Annotated in this window: 20 protein-coding genes; 4 read left to right on the top strand and 16 right to left on the bottom strand. The window is 60.9% G+C overall.

Annotated elements, in window-relative coordinates:
- Positions 1–14: 14 nt before the first annotated feature.
- The 4 genes from tal to pgl all read left to right on the top strand — a co-directional run bounded on the left by tal (position 15) and on the right by pgl (position 4,554).
- Complete coding sequence (gene tal, locus M5J06_RS02220) at positions 15–1,103, top strand: transaldolase (RefSeq protein ID WP_070532929.1); 1,089 nt, start codon at positions 15–17, stop codon at positions 1,101–1,103.
- 130 nt (positions 1,104–1,233) lie between these two features.
- Positions 1,234–2,766: a glucose-6-phosphate dehydrogenase gene (zwf, locus tag M5J06_RS02215; RefSeq protein ID WP_250223852.1), complete on the top strand. Its 1,533-nt coding sequence runs from the start codon at positions 1,234–1,236 to the stop codon at positions 2,764–2,766.
- Positions 2,767–2,787: 21 nt separating this feature from the next.
- The gene (locus tag M5J06_RS02210; RefSeq protein ID WP_070532931.1) at positions 2,788–3,720 is read left to right on the top strand and encodes a glucose-6-phosphate dehydrogenase assembly protein OpcA; all 933 of its coding nucleotides are present in this window, start codon (positions 2,788–2,790) and stop codon (positions 3,718–3,720) included.
- A gap of 72 nt (positions 3,721–3,792) precedes the next feature.
- On the top strand, positions 3,793–4,554 hold the full coding sequence (gene pgl / locus M5J06_RS02205) for a 6-phosphogluconolactonase (RefSeq protein ID WP_250223851.1): 762 nt from the start codon (positions 3,793–3,795) through the stop codon (positions 4,552–4,554).
- A gap of 108 nt (positions 4,555–4,662) precedes the next feature.
- Here the strand turns inward: pgl and secG are convergent, their stop codons facing one another.
- The 16 genes from secG to fmt form a co-directional block, all read right to left on the bottom strand.
- On the bottom strand, positions 4,663–4,896 hold the full coding sequence (gene secG, locus M5J06_RS02200; RefSeq protein WP_070524288.1) for a preprotein translocase subunit SecG: 234 nt from the start codon (positions 4,894–4,896) through the stop codon (positions 4,663–4,665).
- Between the two features lie 186 nt (positions 4,897–5,082).
- On the bottom strand, positions 5,083–5,862 hold the full coding sequence (gene tpiA / locus M5J06_RS02195) for a triose-phosphate isomerase (protein WP_070532934.1): 780 nt from the start codon (positions 5,860–5,862) through the stop codon (positions 5,083–5,085).
- 42 nt (positions 5,863–5,904) lie between these two features.
- Positions 5,905–7,122, bottom strand: coding sequence for a phosphoglycerate kinase (locus M5J06_RS02190; protein ID WP_250223850.1), 1,218 nt, complete (start codon positions 7,120–7,122; stop codon positions 5,905–5,907).
- Positions 7,123–7,359: 237 nt separating this feature from the next.
- A complete protein-coding gene (gene gap / locus M5J06_RS02185) occupies positions 7,360–8,367 on the bottom strand; it encodes a type I glyceraldehyde-3-phosphate dehydrogenase (RefSeq protein WP_070532937.1) in 1,008 nt (335 codons plus the stop codon).
- 481 nt (positions 8,368–8,848) lie between these two features.
- The gene (whiA, locus tag M5J06_RS02180; protein WP_070524296.1) at positions 8,849–9,838 is read right to left on the bottom strand and encodes a DNA-binding protein WhiA; all 990 of its coding nucleotides are present in this window, start codon (positions 9,836–9,838) and stop codon (positions 8,849–8,851) included.
- 165 nt (positions 9,839–10,003) lie between these two features.
- Entirely contained in the window at positions 10,004–11,002 is a 999-nt protein-coding gene (locus M5J06_RS02175) for a gluconeogenesis factor YvcK family protein (protein ID WP_070524298.1), read from the bottom strand.
- A 76-nt stretch (positions 11,003–11,078) separates the two neighbouring features.
- Complete coding sequence (gene rapZ, locus M5J06_RS02170) at positions 11,079–11,960, bottom strand: RNase adapter RapZ (RefSeq protein WP_070524299.1); 882 nt, start codon at positions 11,958–11,960, stop codon at positions 11,079–11,081.
- Positions 11,961–11,998: 38 nt separating this feature from the next.
- Positions 11,999–14,053 carry an excinuclease ABC subunit UvrC gene (gene uvrC / locus M5J06_RS02165; RefSeq protein WP_144014409.1) on the bottom strand — a complete coding sequence of 685 codons (2,055 nt, stop codon included), beginning with the start codon at positions 14,051–14,053 and terminating at the stop codon, positions 11,999–12,001.
- Positions 14,053–14,676, bottom strand: coding sequence for a PH domain-containing protein (locus tag M5J06_RS02160; protein WP_070524303.1), 624 nt, complete (start codon positions 14,674–14,676; stop codon positions 14,053–14,055). Before M5J06_RS02160 ends, uvrC begins: the two co-directional genes overlap by 1 nt.
- An 83-nt stretch (positions 14,677–14,759) precedes the next feature.
- Positions 14,760–15,242 (bottom strand): 6,7-dimethyl-8-ribityllumazine synthase, encoded by a 483-nt coding sequence (gene ribH / locus M5J06_RS02155; protein WP_070524305.1) that lies wholly within the window; start codon positions 15,240–15,242, stop codon positions 14,760–14,762.
- 42 nt (positions 15,243–15,284) lie between these two features.
- A complete protein-coding gene (locus M5J06_RS02150; RefSeq protein WP_070532954.1) occupies positions 15,285–16,547 on the bottom strand; it encodes a bifunctional 3,4-dihydroxy-2-butanone-4-phosphate synthase/GTP cyclohydrolase II in 1,263 nt (420 codons plus the stop codon).
- A gap of 11 nt (positions 16,548–16,558) precedes the next feature.
- On the bottom strand, positions 16,559–17,197 hold the full coding sequence (locus tag M5J06_RS02145) for a riboflavin synthase (RefSeq protein ID WP_070532956.1): 639 nt from the start codon (positions 17,195–17,197) through the stop codon (positions 16,559–16,561).
- Positions 17,198–17,215: 18 nt separating this feature from the next.
- Complete coding sequence (gene ribD, locus M5J06_RS02140) at positions 17,216–18,241, bottom strand: bifunctional diaminohydroxyphosphoribosylaminopyrimidine deaminase/5-amino-6-(5-phosphoribosylamino)uracil reductase RibD (protein WP_367615185.1); 1,026 nt, start codon at positions 18,239–18,241, stop codon at positions 17,216–17,218.
- Positions 18,238–18,915 carry a ribulose-phosphate 3-epimerase gene (gene rpe / locus M5J06_RS02135; protein ID WP_070565344.1) on the bottom strand — a complete coding sequence of 226 codons (678 nt, stop codon included), beginning with the start codon at positions 18,913–18,915 and terminating at the stop codon, positions 18,238–18,240. Before rpe ends, ribD begins: the two co-directional genes overlap by 4 nt.
- Positions 18,916–18,943: 28 nt before the next feature.
- On the bottom strand, positions 18,944–20,518 hold the full coding sequence (locus tag M5J06_RS02130; protein WP_250223848.1) for an RsmB/NOP family class I SAM-dependent RNA methyltransferase: 1,575 nt from the start codon (positions 20,516–20,518) through the stop codon (positions 18,944–18,946).
- A complete protein-coding gene (gene fmt / locus M5J06_RS02125; protein WP_250223847.1) occupies positions 20,515–21,513 on the bottom strand; it encodes a methionyl-tRNA formyltransferase in 999 nt (332 codons plus the stop codon). Before fmt ends, M5J06_RS02130 begins: the two co-directional genes overlap by 4 nt.
- Positions 21,514–21,570 lie beyond the last annotated feature (57 nt).

Below are 21,570 nucleotides of genomic sequence, written 5' to 3'. Positions count from 1 at the left end.
ATCTGCACAACACCATGACGCATATTGATGAATTGGCTCGCCTCGGGACGTCGACCTGGCTCGACGATCTTTCCCGCGAGCGCCTAGACTCCGGCAATCTTCGTGAGCTTTTGGACACCAAGTCCATCGTGGGCGTCACCACGAACCCAGCAATCTTTGCCGCGGCAATGTCCTCCGGCACTTCCTATGACACCGAAATCGCAGCGCTGAAGGAAAAGTCCGCTACCGCGGATGAGGCAGTGTACTCGCTGGCAATCGACGATGTCCGCAACGCATGCGATATCTTCATTGAGATTTACGAGAAGTCGGGCGGGCGCGACGGCCGCGTCTCCATCGAGGTTGATCCACGCATCTCCGCCGATGCAGACGCAACCTTGAAGCAGGCGCGCGAATTGTGGACCAAGGTTAACCGCCCCAACCTCATGATCAAGATTCCGGCTACGGAAGGCTCCCTCCCAGCCATCACCGAGGCGCTTGCGGAAGGTATCTCCGTCAACGTCACCCTGATCTTCTCCGTAGAGCGTTATGCCCACGTCATCGCTGCGTACAAGGAGGGAATCAAACGCGCTGCCGAGGCTGGAAAGGACGTCTCCACGATTCATTCCGTGGCATCCTTCTTCATCTCCCGCCTGGATACCGAAGTGGACAAGCGCCTCGAGCTGATCGGCACTGAGGAGGCCCTCGCACTGCGTGGAAAGGCCGGGGTTGCCAACGCCCAGCGTGCCTATGCCCTATTCCTCAAGGAATTCAAGGAGCCAGGCGCACACCTGCCGGCTGGTGCACACCCGCAGCGCCCTCTGTGGGCGTCGACGGGCGTCAAGAACCCCGACTACCCCGCCACGCTGTACGTCTCCGAGCTAGCTGGCCCAGATACCGTCAACACGATGCCGGAAAAAACCATCGATGCTGTTCTCGAACAGGGCAACCTGCACGGCGACGCTCTCAGTGGCTCTGCTGAGCAGGCAGAGAACGTGTGGTCACAACTGAAGGCAGTCGGCATCGACTTCGACGATGTTTTTGCTGTGTTGGAGAAGGAGGGTGTCGACAAGTTCGTCAACGCCTGGGAGGAATTGCTTGCCTCCATGACCGATCGCCTCTCCTAATCGAACGTGAATTCTTGACCGCCTACAATCGCCGCGCGCACCGCAAATGGCCATGCAACTATGGTCGGCGGGGCGCGTGTCGCTATGCTGGGCTGTTGGACTTACCTCACACAGACCGAAAGGACACTTAGTGAGCACTAGCAGCGCGTGGGTCAACCCGTTGCGCAACTCGAAGGATAAGCGCCTGCCACGCATCGCCGGCCCCTCTGGCATGGTGATTTTCGGCGTCACGGGTGACTTGGCGCGCAAGAAGCTCCTCCCCGCCATCTACGACTTGGCCAACCGCGGATTGCTTCCGGCAGGTTTTACTTTGGTCGGCTACGGCCGTCGCGACTGGGACAAGCAGGCATTCTGTGACTATGTCCGCGAGGCCGCCGAAGCAGGTGCGCGAACCACCTTCAACGAGCATGTGTGGGAGCACCTTGCCAAGGGAATCGAGTTTGTGCAGGGCAACTTCGATGACGCCGGCTTTGACAAGCTTTCTGCACGGCTGGCGGAGCTCAATGACTCCCGCGGCACGGGTGGAAACTGGGCCTACTATCTTTCGGTACCTCCGGAGTTTTTCTCCGATATTTGCCACCAGCTTGAGCGCGTCGGTATGGCCGATAGCACAGATAATTCCTGGCGCCGCGTCATCATTGAAAAGCCATTCGGACACGATCAGGCTTCCGCGCGCGAGCTCAACGAAATTGTCAACGCCGTCTTCCCTGAGTCCTCGGTTTTCCGCATCGACCACTACCTGGGCAAGGAAACGGTCCAAAACATCATGGCCCTGCGCTTTGCCAACCAGATTTTCGAGCCAATGTGGAATGCGCATTACATCGATCACGTGCAGATCACGATGGCTGAGGACATCGGGCTGGGCGGGCGTGCCGGCTATTATGACGGCATCGGCGCCGCGCGCGACGTCATCCAAAACCACCTCCTCCAATTGCTTGCTCTCGTAGCAATGGAGGAGCCCTCCTCCTTCGACCCCGAGGCTCTTCAGGCGGAAAAGATTAAGGTGCTGCGAGCCACCAACGCCGTGCATCCGCTGAACAAGACCACTGCTCGTGGCCAATACTCCGCCGGCTGGCAAGGATCGCAATATGTCAAAGGCCTCCAGGAGGAAGAGGGTTTTGATCCGGAATCCACGACGGAAACCTATGCAGCCTGCACTCTTGAGGTCAATTCCCGCCGCTGGGCGGGCGTTCCTTTCTACCTGCGCACTGGCAAGCGTCTCGGCCGCCGCGTGACTGAAATTGCGCTCGTGTTTAAGACAGCACCCCACCAGCCGTTTGATCAAGGCCAAGCAGAGGCCCTAGGCCAGAATGCCGTGGTAATCCGCGTGCAGCCAGACGAAGGCGTCACCATGCGCTTTGGTTCCAAAGTCCCCGGATCCACGATGGAGGTCCGCGATGTCAACATGGACTTCGCGTATGCCGAGGCCTTTACGGAGGAGTCTCCCGAGGCCTATGAGCGCCTGATTCTCGACGCCCTCCTTGACGAGTCCTCCCTCTTCCCCACCAATGAAGAGGTTGAGTTGTCTTGGTCCATCCTCGATCCCATCATTGAATACTGGTCCAACATTGGTCAGCCGGAGCAATACCGCGCCGGCACGTGGGGACCGGAGTCTGCCGATAAAATGCTGCGCCGCCGGGGACATTCCTGGCGTCGTCCGTAGGCCCCTAGGAGGAATGGCTTAATGATTATCCCCTTGCCCGATACGACTACGCGCAAGATCTCCAAGAAGCTCGTGGAGATGCAGGAGCATTACACGCTCACGACAGGCCGCGTCCTCACCCTCATCGTCATGACTGAGGAAGGCGATGACCTAGACAACCTTCTCGCCTCGGTTCGTGATGCCTCCCACGAGCACCCTTCTCGCGTCATCGTGATTGCCACGGGTTCCTTGGAGGAAGAGACGCGACTCGACGCCGAACTGCGCGTGGGCGGCGAAGCGGGCGCTTCCGAAATCGTCGTGATGCACCTGCACGGCGCGCTAGCGGACCAAGCGGAGTCAGTGGTTACTCCCCTTCTCCTTCCCGATACCCCAATCGTAGCATGGTGGCCCACCGCGTGCCCACCGTCACCAGCCGCGGTGCCCATCGGCGCACTCGCCCAACGCCGCATTACGAACGTGGCTTTCGGCAGCGGCGTTGACCAGTATGACCTGCACGTGTTGTCTTCGGGCTACACGCCTGGTGATTCCGACATGTCGTGGGGCGCTATTACCCTGTGGCGTGGCATCGTAGCCTCGGCGCTTGACCGTCACCCCCATGAGCCGGTCATTTCCGTCGAAATTTCTGGTGCTGAGCACCACGCTGCAGTCGACTTTGCAGCTGGCTGGCTTCTCGACGCCCTCTCCGTCCCCGTCACCCGCACCGTCTCGGACTGCACCGCGGGTCCTTTCCCGATCTCCTCGGTAGTCTTCCGCCGCCCCACTGCAGATGTCAGCGTGACCGTTGTCGATTCCGAGACGGTCAGGGTCAGCGTTCCCGGCTCCCCAGAGTCCCTCGTAAGCCTCACCGTACGTTCCGAAGCGGAAGTACTCTCAGAGGAACTCCGCCACCTCGACGCAGATAAGACATACGCCCATTCTCTCCGCGCTTTAGCTCGAGTGGACTACAGTGTGTAGTCGTAAACTTTACTTTTTCACCTAGACCCCTAGACCCCCTAGACACAGCATTCACAAGGATCTTTCTGCACTATGGTCACGCTTCGCCGCGTTAGCGACATCGATGAGCTCATATCCTCCGCCGCACTCGCCTTTATTGAGACGGTTGCGGCGGTTCAAGCCCCGGGCGGAGGCCTTCACAAAGACGGAGTAGCCCGCGTAGTCCTCACCGGTGGCGGTGCAGGCATTGCTGTCTTGCGCGAATTGGCTCGCCTTGCTCACGCCGCCCAGCAGCAAGGAACCGACTTCCCTGCCCTCTCGGTGGACTGGACGCGAGTCCATGTCTTCTTCGGCGACGAGCGCAACGTGCCGGTCAGTGATCCTGATTCCAACGAGGGCCAAGCCCGCGAAGCACTCCTGAGCCAGGTCGCCGTTCCCGAGCGCCATATCCACGGCTATGACTTGGGCGCCGTGTCCATGGAACACGCCGCCCAGGCTTACGAAGGCGAGATTCGTGAATTCGCACCTGAGGGTTTTGATCTGCATCTCCTCGGCATGGGACACGAAGGCCATATCAATTCCCTCTTCCCGCATTCGGAGGCAGTCTACGAGGACTCGGACTATGCATTCGCTGTCCACGATTCCCCGAAGCCGCCTTCGGAGCGTGTCACGCTAACCTATCCCGCGATCAACCGCTCCCAGCGCATTTGGTTCCTTGTCTCCGGAGAAGAAAAAGCCGAGGCGGTATCACACCTTGTTGCTGGCGCTGCCGCAGAAGACTGGCCGGCCGCTGGCGCCCAGGGAGCGGAAGAGACCCTGCTTTTCGTGAGCGAAGACGCCGCGCAGAAGCTCTAACAACGCGTGCGCCCGGGCCGAGAAAACCTATAACGCCGCGTGTCCCCCTCGACGTGAGGAGGCACGCGGCGTTAATCGTGTCCGGAGCCGGAGGCTCGTCAGCGGCCTTTAGCTATAAGCCTGCAGCAGGTTCAGGGCTACGATGCAGGCGAGCCAGATGACCACCATGACCACGGTATAGCGGTCGAGGTTCTTTTCCACCACGGTGGAACCAGACAGGTTGGACTGTACGCCGCCGCCAAAGAGGCTGGACAGGCCGCCGCCCTTACCTTTGTGCAGCAGCACGAAGATAGACATCAAGATTGCGGCAATCACGAGGATGATTTCCAGTGCCAAGATCATGAAATAGTTCCTTGTTGTACGCGTTCAAACGGTTAGTGTGGCGCGTGAAGGTGTGCATCACTTTCACGCTGGAAAAGGGGCGCCAGCGAACGGGCGCAATAAACCTTGATGATACACCACGTGGCGGGCCAGAAACCATTCCGACCCGCCACGACAGAGTGGTGCAGATGCGATCAGCTGGAAGAACTAAGCGCCCTGTGCAGCGTTAGCCGCCAACTTGGCAAACTCCTCGCCCTTCAGGGATGCACCGCCGACGAGGCCGCCGTCTACATCAGGCTTGCCCACGATCTCTGCGATGGAGTCGACCTTGACGGAACCACCGTAGAGAATGCGGATGCCTTCGGCCACTTCATCGCCACCCAGCTCGCGAATGAGCTCACGGATAGCGGCGCACACTTCCTGTGCGTCATCAGCGGAGGCAACCTTGCCGGTGCCGATTGCCCACACGGGCTCGTATGCGATGACGGTCTTGGCAAGATCCTCTGCGGCAAGCCCCTGCAGGGAGTTGCGCGTCTGGGTGACCACGTAGTCGACGTGGGTGCCAGCCTCGCGCACGTTGAGGGGTTCGCCGACGCACACAATCGGGCTGATTCCGTTAGCCAGTGCCGCTGCAGCCTTTTCCGCAACGAGCTGGTCGGTCTCGCCATGGTACTGACGGCGCTCGGAGTGGCCTACGACTGCCCACGAGCAGCCCAAGGCGGACAGCATCTTGCCGGATACTTCACCGGTGTAGGCGCCAGACTCGTGCTTGGAAATATCCTGTGCGCCATAGGTGAACTGGAGGTCGTCGCCGTCGACAAGCGTTTGCACAGTGCGGATATCAGTGAACGGGACCATGAAGGCCACGTCGACCTTTTCGTAGTAGTCCTTCGGCAGGGAGAAGGCGAACTTCTGCAGGGAGCTGATGGCTTCCTTGTGGTCGAGGTTCATCTTCCAGTTACCAGCAATAAGCGGGGTACGTGCCATGATTAGCCTTTCTAGATCAGACTGTGTTGACGGTGTATATGACTAGGATTCCAGGACCTTAACGCCCGGCAGCTCCTTGCCCTCCAGGAACTCCAAGGAAGCGCCGCCGCCAGTGGAAATGTGGGAGAAGCCTTCTTCGTCGAGGCCGAGCAGGCGGACGGAGGCTGCGGAGTCGCCACCGCCAACGACGGTGAAGGAACCGTTCTTCGCGGTGGCATCGATGATGGCCTGTGCGACACCTGCGGTGCCCTTGGAGAAGGCCTCCATCTCGAACACGCCCATCGGGCCGTTCCAGAAGACGGTCTTGGAGGAAGCGATGACCTCGTCGAACTTCTTTACAGACTCCGGTCCAATATCGAGGGACATCCAGCCCTCCGGGATTCCGTCGAGTGCAACGACCTTGTTCTCTGCGTCAGCGTTGAACTCGGTTGCAGCAACGAGGTCGACCGGCAGGACGATCTTGTCGCCGAAGCGCTCGAGTAGTTCCTTGCAGTTGTCGATCTGGTCTTCCTGCAGCAGGGAATTCTGAACGTTGTAGCCCTTTGCAGCCAGGAGGGTGTAGCACATGCCGCCACCGATGATGACCTTGTCGGCCTTGCCAGCAAGAGCTTCGATCACACCGAGTTTGTCGGAAACCTTAGCGCCGCCGAGTACGACAACGTACGGGTGCTCAGGCTTCTCCGCCACTGCGGCGAGGGTCTCCACTTCCTTCTGAACCAGCTTGCCGGCGTAGGCAGGCAGGCGCTTGGCGACGTCATACACCGAAGCCTGTGCGCGGTGGACGACGCCAAAGCCATCAGAAACGAAGGCGCCATTATCCGCAGCGAGTGCAACGAGCTCATCGGCAAAGGCCCCACGCTCGGCCTCGTCCTTGTAGGTTTCGCGAGGATCGAAGCGAACATTCTCGAGCAGCAGGACATCGCCATCATTGAGGCCGTTGGCGCGCTCATGGGCATCCTCACCGCTGACGTCGCCGGCCAGGGCAACGTACTGGCCCAGGGCCTCAGACAGTGCCTCAGCAACCGGTGCCAGGGAGTACTTCGGGTTGACCTCGCCCTTCGGGCGACCCAGATGCGCGGACAGGATGACCTTGGCTCCGCCTTCGATCAATGCCTTGATAGTCGGCAACGAGGCGGTGATACGGCCAGAGTCGGTGATGTTTCCCTCGTCATCGAGCGGAACGTTGAAGTCCGAACGAACAAGGATGTGACGGCCGGAAACGCCTTCTGCGAGCAAGTCGTCCACAGTCTTGAAAGCCATAGTGTTCTCCTTAAAGGTAGGTATTCAAGCTAAAGGTTAATGCTATTCAATTAGAAAGTGTGGTGAACGCCTAGCACGGCGGGTTCGGGGCGCCGTGTACGTTCTGGATAGACGAATAACGGCCCAGCGCACGCCACGTAATCATGAGGCGTGGCGCATGGGCCGGTTTTCTAACCTGTGGTGCTACCGCAGGCAATCACAGCTTGGTTCACTGTGCTCATTCTAAGAATCGAGTCCTTAGAGCTTGGAGGCAACCAAGGAGGTGGTGCGGACGAGCTGGTTGGTGTAGCCCCACTCGTTGTCGTACCAGCCGAGTACCTTGACCAGGTTGCCGTTGGAGACCTTGGTCATGCCGGCATCGAAGATGCAGCCGTGCGGGTCGGTGATGATGTCAGTGGAGACAATCGGGTCCTCGGTGTAGCCCAGGGTCTCACCGAATTCGCCGGTAGCAGCTTCCTTGATGGCAGCGTTGATCTCCTCGGCGGTAACCTCGCGGGAAGCCTCGAAGGTCAGGTCGGTGGCGGAACCGGTGATGGTCGGAACGCGCATTGCGTAGCCGTCCAGCTTGCCCTCGAGCTCCGGCAGAACCAGAGCGACAGCCTTAGCAGCGCCGGTGGAGGTCGGAACCATGTTCACGGCGGCGGCGCGGGCGCGGCGCAGGTCGCGGTGCGGAGCATCCTGCAGGCGCTGGTCACCGGTGTAGGAGTGAACGGTGGTCATGAGGCCCTTCTCAATGCCGAACTTGTCGTTGAGGACCTTTGCCATCGGAGCCAGGCAGTTGGTGGTGCAGGAAGCAGCGGAGATGACGTTGTGCTTATCAGCATCGTACTTGTCGGAGTTGACGCCGTAGACGAAGGTGCCGTCAACGTTCTTGCCCGGTGCGGAGATGATGACCTTCTTGGCACCGGCCTCGATGTGAGCCTTGGCAGCCTCACCGTCGGTGAAGAAGCCGGTGGACTCGATGACGATGTCAACGTTGTGCTCAGACCACTTCAGGTTCTTCGGGTCACGCTCTGCGGAGACAGCGATGCGGTGACCGTTGACGGTGATGGACTCCTCGTCGTGCTCGATGGTGCCGTCGAAGCGGCCCAGCACGGAGTCGTACTTAAGCAGGTTGGCAAGAGTGCCGTTGTCAGTCAGGTCATTGACGGCTACGACCTCGAGGTCGGTGTTGCCCTGTGCAACTGCACGGAAGAAGTTACGGCCGATACGGCCAAATCCGTTGATACCTACGCGAATGGTCACTGTAATGTCTCCTCAAATAATCGAGTGAAGTTCTGTTGTGGGGCTTCCGAGACTCTGTCTTTAACGGCAGTGCGGTAAACCGCTTCCGCGGAACCGTTGCTCTGCCACTTCCGTGACGTGCTCGGTGGTTTTCCCAACACGGCCGATAGTACCGACCCATTGTGCTTCCCGCAGTGAGCATGTGAGCTCCTGTTGCAAGCTCTCACATGACGGCACAAAGAGGCGTACACTGTTAAGGCTTCTATCGGGGATGGTGGGGGACCAAAGTTCAGACACCTGCGGTAATGCCCGATTATGTGGGATTGTGTTGGGTGTCGGAATTGTAGGGTGGGATATCTCACTTAACCGGAAAAGAGCGGGTTAACCCAAAACAGTACGGGCACCCAAACCGTGAAAAATGCCCCAGACGAGCCTTTCAGTGCCCGAACGGGCACCCACGACTCTGTCTGGGGCAAGGATTGGAAACTAAGACGTTTGGATTCTAGGACTCCTCAAAGAGATCCTCAGTCACCGCTTTCGTCGTATCCGGTACACCAAGTTCCTTGGCGCGTTTATCCGCCATGGACAATAGGCGGCGAATACGTCCAGCCACCGCGTCCTTGGTCATCGGCGGATCTGCCAAACGCCCGAGTTCTTCCAAGGAGGCTTCGCGGTGCTGCACACGTAGGCGGCCAGCATCAGCCAAGTGCTCCGGCACGTCATCACCCAAGATCACCATGGCACGCTCGACGCGGGCCGCAGCGGTTACTGCCGCTCGAGCGGAACGGCGCAAGTTGGCATCGTCAAAGTTGTCGAGGCGGCGGGAGGTGTCGTGAGCCTCTCGCTGGATGCGCTTCTTTTCCCACGTCAGGCGAGTCTCCTGAGCGCCCATACGGGTCAGCAACGCGCCAATGGCGTCGCCATCGCGCACCACGACGCGGTCGGCGCCGCGTGTTTCCTTGGTCTTCGCCACCACGCCCAAACGGCGCGCGCAGCCCACGAGGGCGAGAGCCGCCTCCTGGCACGGACACGTCACCTCGAGCGCTGAAGAGCGGCCCGGCTCTGTCAATGATCCTTGAGCCAAGAAGGCTCCACGCCACGCCGCTTCATTATCAGCAACAGAACCTGAAATGACCTGCGGTGGCAGGCCCACCACGGGGTGTCCGGAACGAGTTACCAAACCCAGCCGCCTCGTAAGCTCCTTGGCCCCAGAGGTGATTCGCACTTGCACTCTACTCTTCTTAGAGGATGCAGCGGGACCCGCCACATGGGTGCTCGCCGCGATTGAGTACAGCTCATCGAGCGCAGTGACCAAACGATTGGCCACGCTCTGGGATTCCAATTCGACCTCGTACCTCACTCGATCCCCGGTGATGTGGAGGTCACCGGCAAACCTGAGAATTGCGGCAACCTCCGCCGCACGAGCGGACTGGCGCGGTACGGACACCGCCGTAAGCTCTTCCTTGACCTGCTCGGTCAACGACGCAGACACCTCGTGCCTCCCCTTTCGACTCTTGACACAGTGCACCGCGAACGTCGGCAGTAGCGCAGTACGACGCAACCTGACCTCACTCTGGAAGGCACGCAACGCGTCGCGCCGCGCTTGTGCGCTATGACGTAGCAGTGAACAATGAATGCCCCATAGTCTATCGTGCGCCTAGCCCCGATGAGTGCCCGGGGCACCCGCCGTCGCCCCACGTTCGGCAGCGTACTCGGAATACAGTTCGGTGAGAACTTGCGCTAGCTTGTCTGGACAGTGTTTGTTCAGCGAGTTCCCGTCAGCGTCCGTCTGACAGACATCCCGAAATACTGCGCTGGCGCCGAGCACACTAGCAGCGCGCTGCACAAAGACTCGCTCCGATTCATTGGGGAGACCGGTGCCGTCGACGATGACTTTGTCGACCCGCAGGTTTGGCGCATGCTGCGCTAGCACGTGCAGGTGGCGCTCCGCAGAAAACCCCTGGGTCTCCCCTGGTTCGGCGGAAAGATTGAGCACCACCACGCGAAGGGCATCCGACGACGTTATAGCGTTGACGATGTCTGGAACGAGAACGTGCGGGAGCACGGAGCTAAACCACGAGCCGGGGCCCAAGGTGATCAAATCCGCGTCGTGCAGCGCAGCGATCGTTTCCGGGTTAGCTTCCGGCTTCTCCGGGATGATGCGCACGCGGCGCACCTGCCCCACAGTTGAGGCAACGGCCACCTGGCCGCGCACGGAGCGCATGATACGGGGGTCGTCGTCAAGCCCGGAAACATCCGCCTCAATCTCGAGCGGTAGATTTACGGCCGGCAGCACCCGTCCGGCCGACTCCGTCAAACGCGCAACGGCATCGAGCGCCGCCTGGAAGTCCCCCAACACCTCGTTGAGTCCGGCGATAAGGAGATTGCCCACAGCGTGCCCAGCCATGGCACCAGTGCTCTGGAATCGATGCTGCAAAGTAGAAGCCCACAGCTGTCCTTCTTCCGAATCGCTCGACAGAGCTGCAAGGGCCATGCGCAAATCACCAGGCGGGATTATGTCCATCTCACGGCGCAACCGGCCGGAGGAACCGCCATCATCGGCCACGGTAACAATGGCGGAGATTGTCTCCGCGCCCGTACGGCGTGCGGCCAGCAGAGTTTGATACAGCCCATGGCCGCCGCCCAGGCTAGCCATGTGGATAGGGAGAGTCGTCACGGGAACACTAGCTTTCAACTATTCAGGTAGGGAATGAATATGTATCTTATCGCACCTAATCGCGAGAAATATCTCGGTGCAACGTGCTCACATCGAGGTCACCGCGGTCCCTGAGGCGGCGGGCGATTTCTTCCGTAACGGCCACCGAGCGATGGTGCCCACCGGTACAACCGATGCCCACGGTGATGAAGTTCTTCCCCTCATGGCGGTAGCCGGTGAGCATCGAGTCAAACATGGTGATGAACCGCTCGATAAAGGGCTCAGCCGCCTCTTGAGACAAGACATAATCCGCAACCGGCTCGTCGGTGCCACGGTACCCCCGCAGCTCAGGTACCCAATAGGGATTGGGAAGAAACCGAACATCAACGACAAGGTCCGCGTCACGCGGGGAGCCATGCTTGAAGCCGAAGGACTCAAGCGTGACGTGTTGCTTCTCATGACCCATTTCGCCGAAGGATGCTTCGATAGCGCGCCGCAGATCATGGACGGACAGGTTGGTCGTATCGATGATGATGTCCGCGCGCTCGCGAATTGATTGCACCGCTGCGCGCTCTCGTTGGATGCCTGCTTTGAGGGTTTCACCCTCCTGCATCGGGTGGGTACGCCGCACCGAATCGAAGCGACGGATGAGCACATCATCGCGCGCATCGAGGAAAAGCAAGGTGGGCTTCATGTCCAGCTTTTCGAGTTCCTCCAAGGTTTCCGCTAAAGAACCCGGAAACATTCGGGAACGCACATCGGTCACCGCGGCAATCTTTGTCACCGGGGAATCGGGCCGAGCGCACAGCCTCAGCAGGTCGACGATAGACTTCGGCGGAATGTTGTGGGCTACGTAATAGCCCTTATCCTCCAGCACTTTAGCCGCCGACGTCAGGCCACCGCCTGACATGCCCGTGATCAAAATGGGTGGGGAGTCTAACAGCGTCATGACTTCCATTCTTACCATCTGATCACGAGGCAAGGAGGGAATCCTGCTTAGGAATCCTGGAGATGATCAAATACCGTCTGCGCCAGCTTCGGGCCAAACCCCTTCACCGCAGCAATCTCCTCCACGCTGGCCTCTTTGAGCTTCTTCACTGAGCCGAAGTGCTTCACCAGATCGGTGCGCCGCTGCGGCCCCAATCCCGGTACCGCATCGAGTACGGACGAGCGCATCCGCTTCGACCGCTGCTGTCGGTGATACGTAATAGCTACGCGGTGCGCCTCATCGCGGAGGTGCTGTAGAAGAAATAGCGCCTGCGAATTACGTGGCAGGATCACCGGCTCATCATCGCCTGGGACCCACACTTCTTCCAGGCGCTTAGCCAGGCCGATGAGTGTCACATCGACGATGCCAAGCTCGTCGAACACCGCCTGCGCCGCCGCCACCTGCGGTGCGCCACCGTCGACGATGAACAGTTGCGGCGGATAGGAGCTGCGTTTGGTCTGGCTCGCGGCCTCCTCGCGGACCATTTCTTCAGCGAAGGTGGTGTTCTCCAGCTCCTCGTCCGGAACCGCTCGTTTGTCCTCGTGGTGGTGCTTGAAGCGGCGCCGAGTCACCTCAGCGATAGACCCCACGTCGTTGGAGCGGCCATCGCCCGCCGCCTCCTTGATGCGGTAGCGGCGGTAATCGGACTTGCGCGGTAGCCCATCCTCGAAAACCACCAGGGAGGCCACGACATCGGTGCCCTGAATGTGCGAGATATCCGTGCACTCGATGCGCAGCGGCGCGGAATCCATGTCTAACGCTTCCTGCAGCTCCTGCAGGGCTGCGGATCGGGCAGTAAGGTCTCCGACTCGCTTGAGTTTGTGCTGCCGCAGCTGCTCCTTCGCATTGCGCTCGACGGTCTCCATCAAGGCGCGCTTGTCACCGCGTTGCGGAACCCGCAAGTCAATCTGCGCGCCCCGCAGGTCCTCCAGGACTATCTTCACTTCGTCGGCTTCGTCCGGCAGCGTTTGGACCAAGATCTCACGCGGGATGGCATTTCCCCGATGAACCGCGGTATGGGATTCCTGGTCTACTCCCCTGCGCTCCAGCTTGGCGTCTTCCGCGGCCTCTTGGCGCTGACGCTCCACGGCATCCGAATAGAACTGGATTAAGAAATTCTGGAGGAGCGCCGGAAGCCCCGGATCAGGCTGGCCTTCCTCGATCGGCCCCGTGATGGCTTGGTCACCGGAGCGTTCCACCACCCAGCCGCGCTGGCCGCGGATGCGCCCCGCGCGCACGTGAAAGATCTGAACTGCCGCCTCCAACTCGTCAGAGCTAAACGCGATGAGGTCGGCGTCGGTGCCGTCGGAAAGCACCACAGCCTGTTGCTCCATGAGCTTGTCAATCGCGCCGAGATCGTCGCGCAGGCGGGCAGCCAACTCGAACTCGAGGTTCTCTGAGGCCTCCTCCATTCGCTGCGTTAGTCGCTTGCGCACAGGACCGGTATTGCCGTTCATGAAGCTCAGCAGCTGGTTCACCGTCTCACGGTGTTCCTCGGCGCTCACCCTGCCAATGCAAGGGGCGTCGCATTTTCCGATATAACCCAACAAACAAGGCCGCCCCAAGCGCTCATGGCGGTTGAATACCCCTTTGGCACACGTGCGCATGGGGAAAATTCGCGTCAGCAGGTCGAGGGATTCACGCACTGCCCAGGCGTGGGAATAGGGACCAAAGTAGCGCACACCTTTACGGCGTGGGCCGCGGTAGAAAAACGCTCGCGGGATGGTCTCCCCCACAGATACCGCGAGCATCGGATACGTTTTGTCATCGCGGTACATGACGTTGAAGCGTGGATCGAAGCGCTTAATCCACGTGTACTCCAACTGCAGCGCTTCCACTTCGCTGGCCACCACGGTCCATTCCACCGAAGCCGCAGTGAGGACCATTTGGCGGGTCCGCGGGTGCAGTTGCGTGATGTCTTGAAAGTAGTTCGATAGCCGCGCCCGCAAATTCTTTGCCTTGCCCACATAGATGACGCGGCGATTGTCATCGCGGAACTTATAAACGCCCGGATCCGTGGGGATGCTTCCGGGCGCAGGGCGGTACTCAGAGGGATCAGCCACTAGTCATCCTGCGGCATGTAGCGTGCTTCCAAGTCACGGAAAGAGCGGACCTTGGTGACAATGTCCTGCTTATCGCCCGATTGCAGGGCCCACACCGGAACATATTCAAAGTCAGGAAGTTCGATGCGTGCCATGCGCGAGCCTTCGGGAAAGGACAGGCCATAGATGACCTGCCACGGGTAGAAGCGGGTTCCCACAATGTTGCGGATCTCTACGCCATCGGAGTTCGCGCGCAGCCGCGGACGCGTCAGTGCCAACCAAGACAGGATGGAGATAATCACGCCGACGCCGGGGAAGGCAAACTTATCAATCGTCGTCACAGTCGCGCCGGTAAAGGACAAGCCAACCGTGAAGCCCATAAACAGGTGCGCTGCCATCACAAGGATGATCCAGATGATTGCCACCTTGCGCAGATAGGGCGAGGTGGCCTCATACTCCCAGGGCTTGGATGAAGTCTGGGCGAAGGGATCGGCGCTGGTATAAGCCCGCACCTGCTCATCGCTCACGCTCGAGGAACCCCCAGACGCAGCGGGCGCGCCCGGCTGCGAGGATTGGGAGGCCTTGCCAGCGCGGGCTGACCGCGCGCGCTCTTCGTGCGCCGAAGGCACCTGTGGATCCGTCATCGAGTTTCCATCTCCTCATCACTCCGCTAAGACAGGCCACGGGCCTGCGCGATATGCAGATCGCCGTGGTTGCGCTTGGCAGCCTACTTTAGGGTCGACTCGTTCAGTGTACGCAACGTATGCACGGTTTCTAAAGCTGCATGCATAGCCTCCGCGCCTTTATCTTCTGAAGAGTTCTCAAATCCGGCGCGATCGACGGCTTGCTCATAGTCGTTCACCGTCAGGACACCATTTCCCACGGGCGTCGACTCGTCGAGAGCAATCCGCGTCAACCCCTGAGTGACCGAATCACACACGTAGTCAAAGTGCGGAGTGCCGCCGCGGACGACACAGCCCAGCGCCACGACAGCATCGTGGGTGCGCGCTGCAGCCTGGACCACGACGGGCAGCTCTAGGGCGCCGACGACGCGCAACGGAGTGACCTCAGCGCCAGCGGCCTCGGCGGTCTCAAGCGCGCGGCGGTGTAGCTGATCGCAGATCTCGGCGTTCCACGTGGCGGTGACTACGGCGACGCGCAGTCCCTCTCCCGAGACATTGTTCGGGGTTGGCAGGCCTTCCTTGCTCACGGTGTGCTCCTTTGTTTTGTTCCAGTGTTTGGTCTTAATGCTCTAGGAGTGTTTGAGATCCCATTCGGCCACCTGTGGCAGGTCGTGGCCCATCCTGTCGCGCTTCGTGCGCAGATAGCTAATGTTTTCCGCCGTGGCAGGTGTAGCCAGACCGGTGCGGGCGGTGGCGTCAATGCCGAAGCCCTGTAGCCCTTCACCCTTGTGAGGGTTGTTGGTCAAGAGGTTGACGGATTTCACGCCCACATCGCGTAGGATTTGCCCGGCAACGGAGTACTCGCGGGCGTCTTCAGGCAGCCCCTGTTCCACGTTGGCGTCGACGGTGTCCATCCCGTCATCTTGCAAGCGATAGGCCTTGAGCTTGTTCACCAAGCCAATGCCACGCCCTTCCTGCCCGCGCAGGTAGATGACAATGCCACGCCCGGCCGCTTGGACCGCGCGGAGGGATTCCTGCAGCTGCGGGCCGCAGTCGCAGCGCTCAGATGCGAAGACATCACCGGTCAGGCACTCAGAGTGCACGCGGACAGGTACGTCTTCCGCACCGGAATAGCTCTCCACGTCACCGACGAAGAGGGCAATGTGCTCGCGCTTGTCGACGCCATTCACATAGCCCACCGCGCGAAACTCGCCGTACTCGGTGGGCAGGCGGGTTTCTACCTCGCGGTGAACCTGTTGCTCATTGTGGCGGCGCCATTCGATGAGCTGCTCGATGGAGATCATCGTGAGCCCATGGGCGTCGGCAAAGCGGCGCAGCTCCGGCGAGCGAGCCATATCCGTGGGGTCTTTTTCGGAAACGATCTCACAGAGCACGCCGGCCGGGCGGAGCCCCGCCAACCGTGCCAGATCGATCGCGGCTTCCGTGTGGCCATCACGCTCGAGCACACCATTCGGGCGGGCAGCCAGCGGGACGACATGGCCCGGGCGCGTAAACTGCGACGGCTCGGAGGAGGGATCAGCCAACTTGCGGATGGTCTCACAGCGCGAGGTAGCGGAGATGCCAGTGGAGCCATTAGCCAGGTCCACGGTGACGGTGTAGGCGGTCTGCCGCACGTCCTGGTTAACCGCCATCATCGGGGGCAAGTTCAGGCGCTTGCAGTCCTCTGGGAGCAAAGGTGCACAAATATATCCGGAGCTATAACGCACCATGAAAGCCACGAGTTCCGGGGTGGCGAGCTCGGCGGCGAAGATGAGATCACCTTCGTTTTCCCGATCTTCATTGTCCACGACGACGACGGCCTTGCCGGCCGCGATGTCGGCGATGGCTTGCTCGACGCTATCTAAACTAAATGCTGAATCTGCAGCGCTCATAAGGACTAACTCTATCCCTCTGCGCCCGCGGCGTGGGCGTTAGGGTGAACCATTTTCTCAACATACTTTGCAACCACGTCTACCTCGAGGTTTACGCGGGCGCCGGGCGCCATCGCACCAAACACGGTATCGCGCAATGTGGTGGGAATGAGAGAGACCTCAAAAAAGCCATCCGCGCCAGGTTTATCTTCATCCGCCGACACCGCGGACACCGTCAGGGACGTTCCTTGGACGGCGATGGATCCCTTCTCCACGACGTATCGGGCGAGCTCCCGCGGCAGGCTAAAACGCAACACCTCCCAGTGCTCCGAGGGGGTGCGGGAAAGCAGCGTGCCGGTGCCGTCGACATGGCCCTGCACGATGTGGCCACCCAAACGAGTCGTTGGGAGCACCGCCCGCTCGAGGTTGACCGGCGATCCCACCTCGAGTTCGCCGAGGGAGCTGCGGTTCAAGGATTCCTTCATAACGTCTGCGATAAAGGTTCCTTCTCCCAGCTCGGCTACTGTCAGGCAGACGCCGTTGACAGCGATGGAATCACCCAACTGCGCATCTCTCAGCACGGTGGATGCCGCGATGCCCAAACGGACTGCATCGCCCTGCGGTTCCACGCTATCGACGTGCCCGATTTCTTCTACGAGTCCGGTAAACATAGTCCGTACTCCCCTTTCCTACCTTTCGTTCTTCCGGTATTCCACGAGCAGGTCGGCGCCAAGCTCGGTAACCGCTGCGCGCTGCCACCTCGGAGCCAGCGCCAAGTTCGAGGCCACAGCCCGAGTGAGTACTCCTCTGCCCTGGCCAAGGATGACGTTGCCGATGTATGCCTGAATGCAATCCACGCTGCCCAGTTCCATAAAGCTCGTCGCGAGTCCAGCGCCGCCTTCGACGAGAATGTCGCGCGCGCCGCTGGCGTACAGCTCGGCTAGCGCCTCCTGCGGGGTGGAATAGTGCTCGAAACCTAGCTTTGCCAGATTACTGCTTCCGCCTCGGTCCACGTCCCGGGAGCCGATGACGACGCGCCGCGGCTGCGTTTCACGCAAGGAGCCGTCCCGGTAACGTGCCGTCAACGACGGGTTATCAGCCAGCGCGGTGCCCGTGCCGATGAGGATGGCATCCCTTTTTGACCGGTCGCGGTGCACATGCTCGCGAGCCTGCTCCCCGGTAATCCATTGGCTGCTGCCATCCACTGTGGCGGTAAACCCGTCGAGGCTTTGGGCAAACTTAAGCGTCACGTGCGGCCGGCCCAAGCGCACCGCACCCAACCACCCGGCGAGTGCATCGCTCACGCCGTCCGGCGCCTCAATCTGCCCCACGGCAATGCCGGCGCCGCGCAATGTGGCCGCGCCGCCGCCGGCCTCCGGGGTGGGGTCTGGGTGAAGGAAGTAAACGGCGGCCACAGAGGCATCGATAAGCGCCTGCGCACAGGGCCCAGTACGTCCGGTGTGGTTACAGGGTTCCAAGGTCACGACCGCCGTGCCGCCCCGCGCCTTGTCGCCCGCTTCGCGTAACGCCATGACTTCGGCATGCGGACCGCCCGGGGGCTGGGTTGCGCCGACACCGGCGACGCGGCCGGCGGCATCAAGTATGACTGCTCCTACAGGCGGGTTTGGGCTCGTCGTGCCGCGCACCTTATCGCCGGCCTCCATGGCCACACGCAGCGCCCGCGTGAGAACCGCTGAGTTTAGGTGTGGGATCACAGCGTGGCCAAGCTACGCAGCTCGTCGACGGCCGCTGCCTTGTCTGCTTGTTTGTAAATGGCGGAACCTGCGACGAAAGCATCGCAGCCCGCCTCGGCGGCGGAGCGAATCGTTTCAGCGGAAATGCCACCGTCAATCTCGATGAGGACGTCCAGACCACGCTCGTCGATGGCCGCGCGCAAGGCGCGCACCTTGTCCAGCTGATCCGGCATAAAGCTCTGACCACCAAAGCCCGGCTCAACTGACATAACGAGCACTTCGTCGAAGTGCTCGAGGGCGTCCAGCCAAGGGTCGATCGGCGTGCCCGGCTTAATGGAAAAGCCCGCGCGCACACCTAAATCCCGGATTGTACGCGCCAGGGCGATGGCCGCGTCCTTGTCGGCGACGGCCTCGACGTGGAAGATGATGCAATCGGCGCCGGCCTTGGCGTAGGTTTCTACCCACTTCTCGGGTTCCTCGATCATGAGGTGAACGTCCAGCGTTTGCGGTGTAATCCCGTCCACCGTCGCAGTGATATCCGGGCCAAAGGACAGGTTCGGGACGAAGTGTCCATCCATAATGTCAACGTGGATCCAATCCGCGTTGGCCACGGCACGAACCTCTTCGCCCAAACGGGTGAAGTCGGCGGCCAAGATGGACGGGGAAATAATGGGACCAGACGAGAGTGCAGACATGACCTTCAGCCTAGTCCCTCTCGCAGCCTCAGTCCGCTACTCGGCGCAAGACCGCGAAAAACATCGCATCGGTGCCATGGCGGTGCGGCCACATCTGCGCGGACAGCTCGGCGCCAAGGTCCCCCATCTCCGGCAGCACGTCGCGCGTATTTAGTTCTTCGATGTGAATCGCTGCTCCCTCTGCGTGCCGCTGCACGGCGGCATCCACGATGCCCCTGGTCTCACGCAGATCCGGCGAGCAAGTCGAGTACACCACGACGCCACCTGGGCGCACCAGCTCCAACGCGGATTCCAGGAGCTCGGTTTGCAGCTGGTTCAGCTCCGCAATATCTGATTCGGCCTTGCGCCAGCGAGCTTCCGGGCGCCGCCGGAGCGCGCCTAGGCCTGAGCAGGGGGCGTCGACCAGCACGCGGTCGAAGCCTGGTTTCAGTCCTGGCGCTCGGCCGTCCGCTTGGTGCACGCGCACTGGCAGGTCCCCCACCGTCTTTTCCACCAACGTGGCGCGATGCGGGGAGACTTCGACGGCATCGACTGTCGCGCCCTCTATGCGTGCAATTGCACCCATGAGGGCGGCCTTGCCACCAGGTCCGGCGCACAGATCCAGCCAGCGTCCGGTGTCTTCACCACTGAGCTCGGCTTCCGTTACCGCGCGGGCAATGAGCTGCGAACCTTCGTCCTGCACCGCCGCTAGCCGTTGGCGAACCGGCTCTAGCGAACCAGGATCCCCGTGCTCAAGGTAGACCGCATAGGGAGAATAGCGACCTTCCTCGCAACCGGTGATCAGGGCGAGTTCTTCGGCGGAAATCTCACCGGGGCGCGCTACCAAGTGCACAACAGGGCGTTGGGAGTCCGCCTCGAGTGCGCGCTCCAGTTCACGCGACTGATCGGCGCTGAGCACACCAGCGCCATCGGGTTCCAACACACCCAAGGCACGGCCGAAGGAGCAGGCAATCCACTCCGGATGGGCATGGCGGAAGGCCAAAGCAGCCACTTGGCCTTGGGGAGCAAGTTGATCCAACCACGCTTGCGCCGGCGTACGGGTGATGGTGCGCATGATGCCGTTGGCAAAACCTTTAGCCTTGTCCTGGCCAGCTGCCTCCACGAGGCGCACGGTAGTATCGACCGCCGCGTGTGCCTCAACGCGGGTATAGAGCACCTGGTAGGTTCCCATTCGCAGGGCGGTGAGCACGTCGGGGGCGATAGCGTCGAGGTCACGAGAGGCGCACTCGGCGATGACAGCATCGAGCACGCCCTCGGTCCGCAGCGTGCCATAGGTTAACTCGGTGGCGAAGGCAGCATCGCGGCCACTGAGGTTATTGGCACGTACGGCTTTCGGCAGCGTGAGGTTAGCAAAGGCATCGTCTGCATCCACGCGTTGCAATACTTCGAAAGCCACCGCGCGTGGACGATCCACCCCGCAGCGCTGCGCGGCAGAAAGCACCGAGGTCGACGGCGCTGGGCGACGTGTATCGTGACGCTGACCGCCGCGACGCTCCCTGTTGCCTTTGGCAGTGCGTTTCGCACCGCCGCGTTGCTGCTTTCCACGCGGCGCGCGGTCTGCAGGATCGCCTGACTTGCTGCGGGATCTAAAACCTCCGCTCATGAGAACACCACCTCATCCTCGCCGCCTTCTACTGACTGCGAAGCCTGGTGTGCAAGCCCGCGGCCCCAGTCGGCGGCATTCATCATCTTCTTGCCTGGCGGTTGAATCTTTCCCAAACGAACCGGGGAGCTGCCGGTACCGACCACCACTTCCTTCTTGGCCACGTGGACTTCACCCGGCTGCAATGCGGAAAGCGCGGAGTGTTCATTAAGGTCCTTAAGTTCTGTGGGTGGCACAAGGTTTACTGGACCGACTTTTAAGCGAGACTGCCCCAACATGGTCCAAGCACCCGGCCCCGGGGTGTGCGCGCGAATGTGGCGATCAACGGCCTCGGCGGGCGCAGTCCAGTCGATGCGGGCATCGTCGGTAGAGATCTTGTGCGCATAAGAGGCTTCACCTACCTGCGGCTGCGGCGCGATGCTGCCGTCTTCCAACCCATCCATGGTCCGCACGAGGAGGTCGCCACCGGCATAGGCCAGCCGCGTCAATAGGTCATCCGCGGTATCGGTGTCTTGGATGTCCTCGTCGATCATGGCGAGGATGTCCCCAGTGTCCAGGCCTTGGTCGATGCGGAAGGTCGTAGCACCCGTGCGAGTATCCCCAGCCGCAATGGCTGCTTGCACCGGTGCCGCGCCTCGCCACGCCGGGAGCAGGGAGAAGTGAAGGTTCACCCAACCGTGCGTCGGAAGGCTCAGCAAGTCCTCGGTGATCAGGTTTCCGTAGGCAACCACGGGGATAGCCTCGGGAGCAATGTCTGCTAGTCGTGCACGCAGGGCATCACCGTCCTCGGTGCCTGGCTTAAGTGTGGTCGGCGTGAGCACCTCGATACCGTGCTTTTCCGCCAGTGCCTTCACCGGACTTGGATGAACGGTGCGGCCACGGCCCCGGCGGGCGTCAGGCCGAGTAATGACTGCGGCCACCTCATGGGGTGAGTCGATGAGCTTCTCCAAAGCCACAACTGCGGGCTCCGGGGTTCCGGCAAAAACAATACGCACTGCTAGAGCATGCCTTTCTCGTGTGAGAGTTTTTAAATCTAATGTTCAAGAATGAAT

The sequence above is a fragment of the Corynebacterium intestinale genome, from assembly GCF_023574125.1.
GTDB classification, from domain to species: Bacteria; Actinomycetota; Actinomycetes; order Mycobacteriales; family Mycobacteriaceae; genus Corynebacterium; species Corynebacterium hesseae.
The sequence above is the reverse complement of the archived record's forward strand: the minus strand, read 5'-3'. Positions and strand labels throughout refer to the sequence as shown.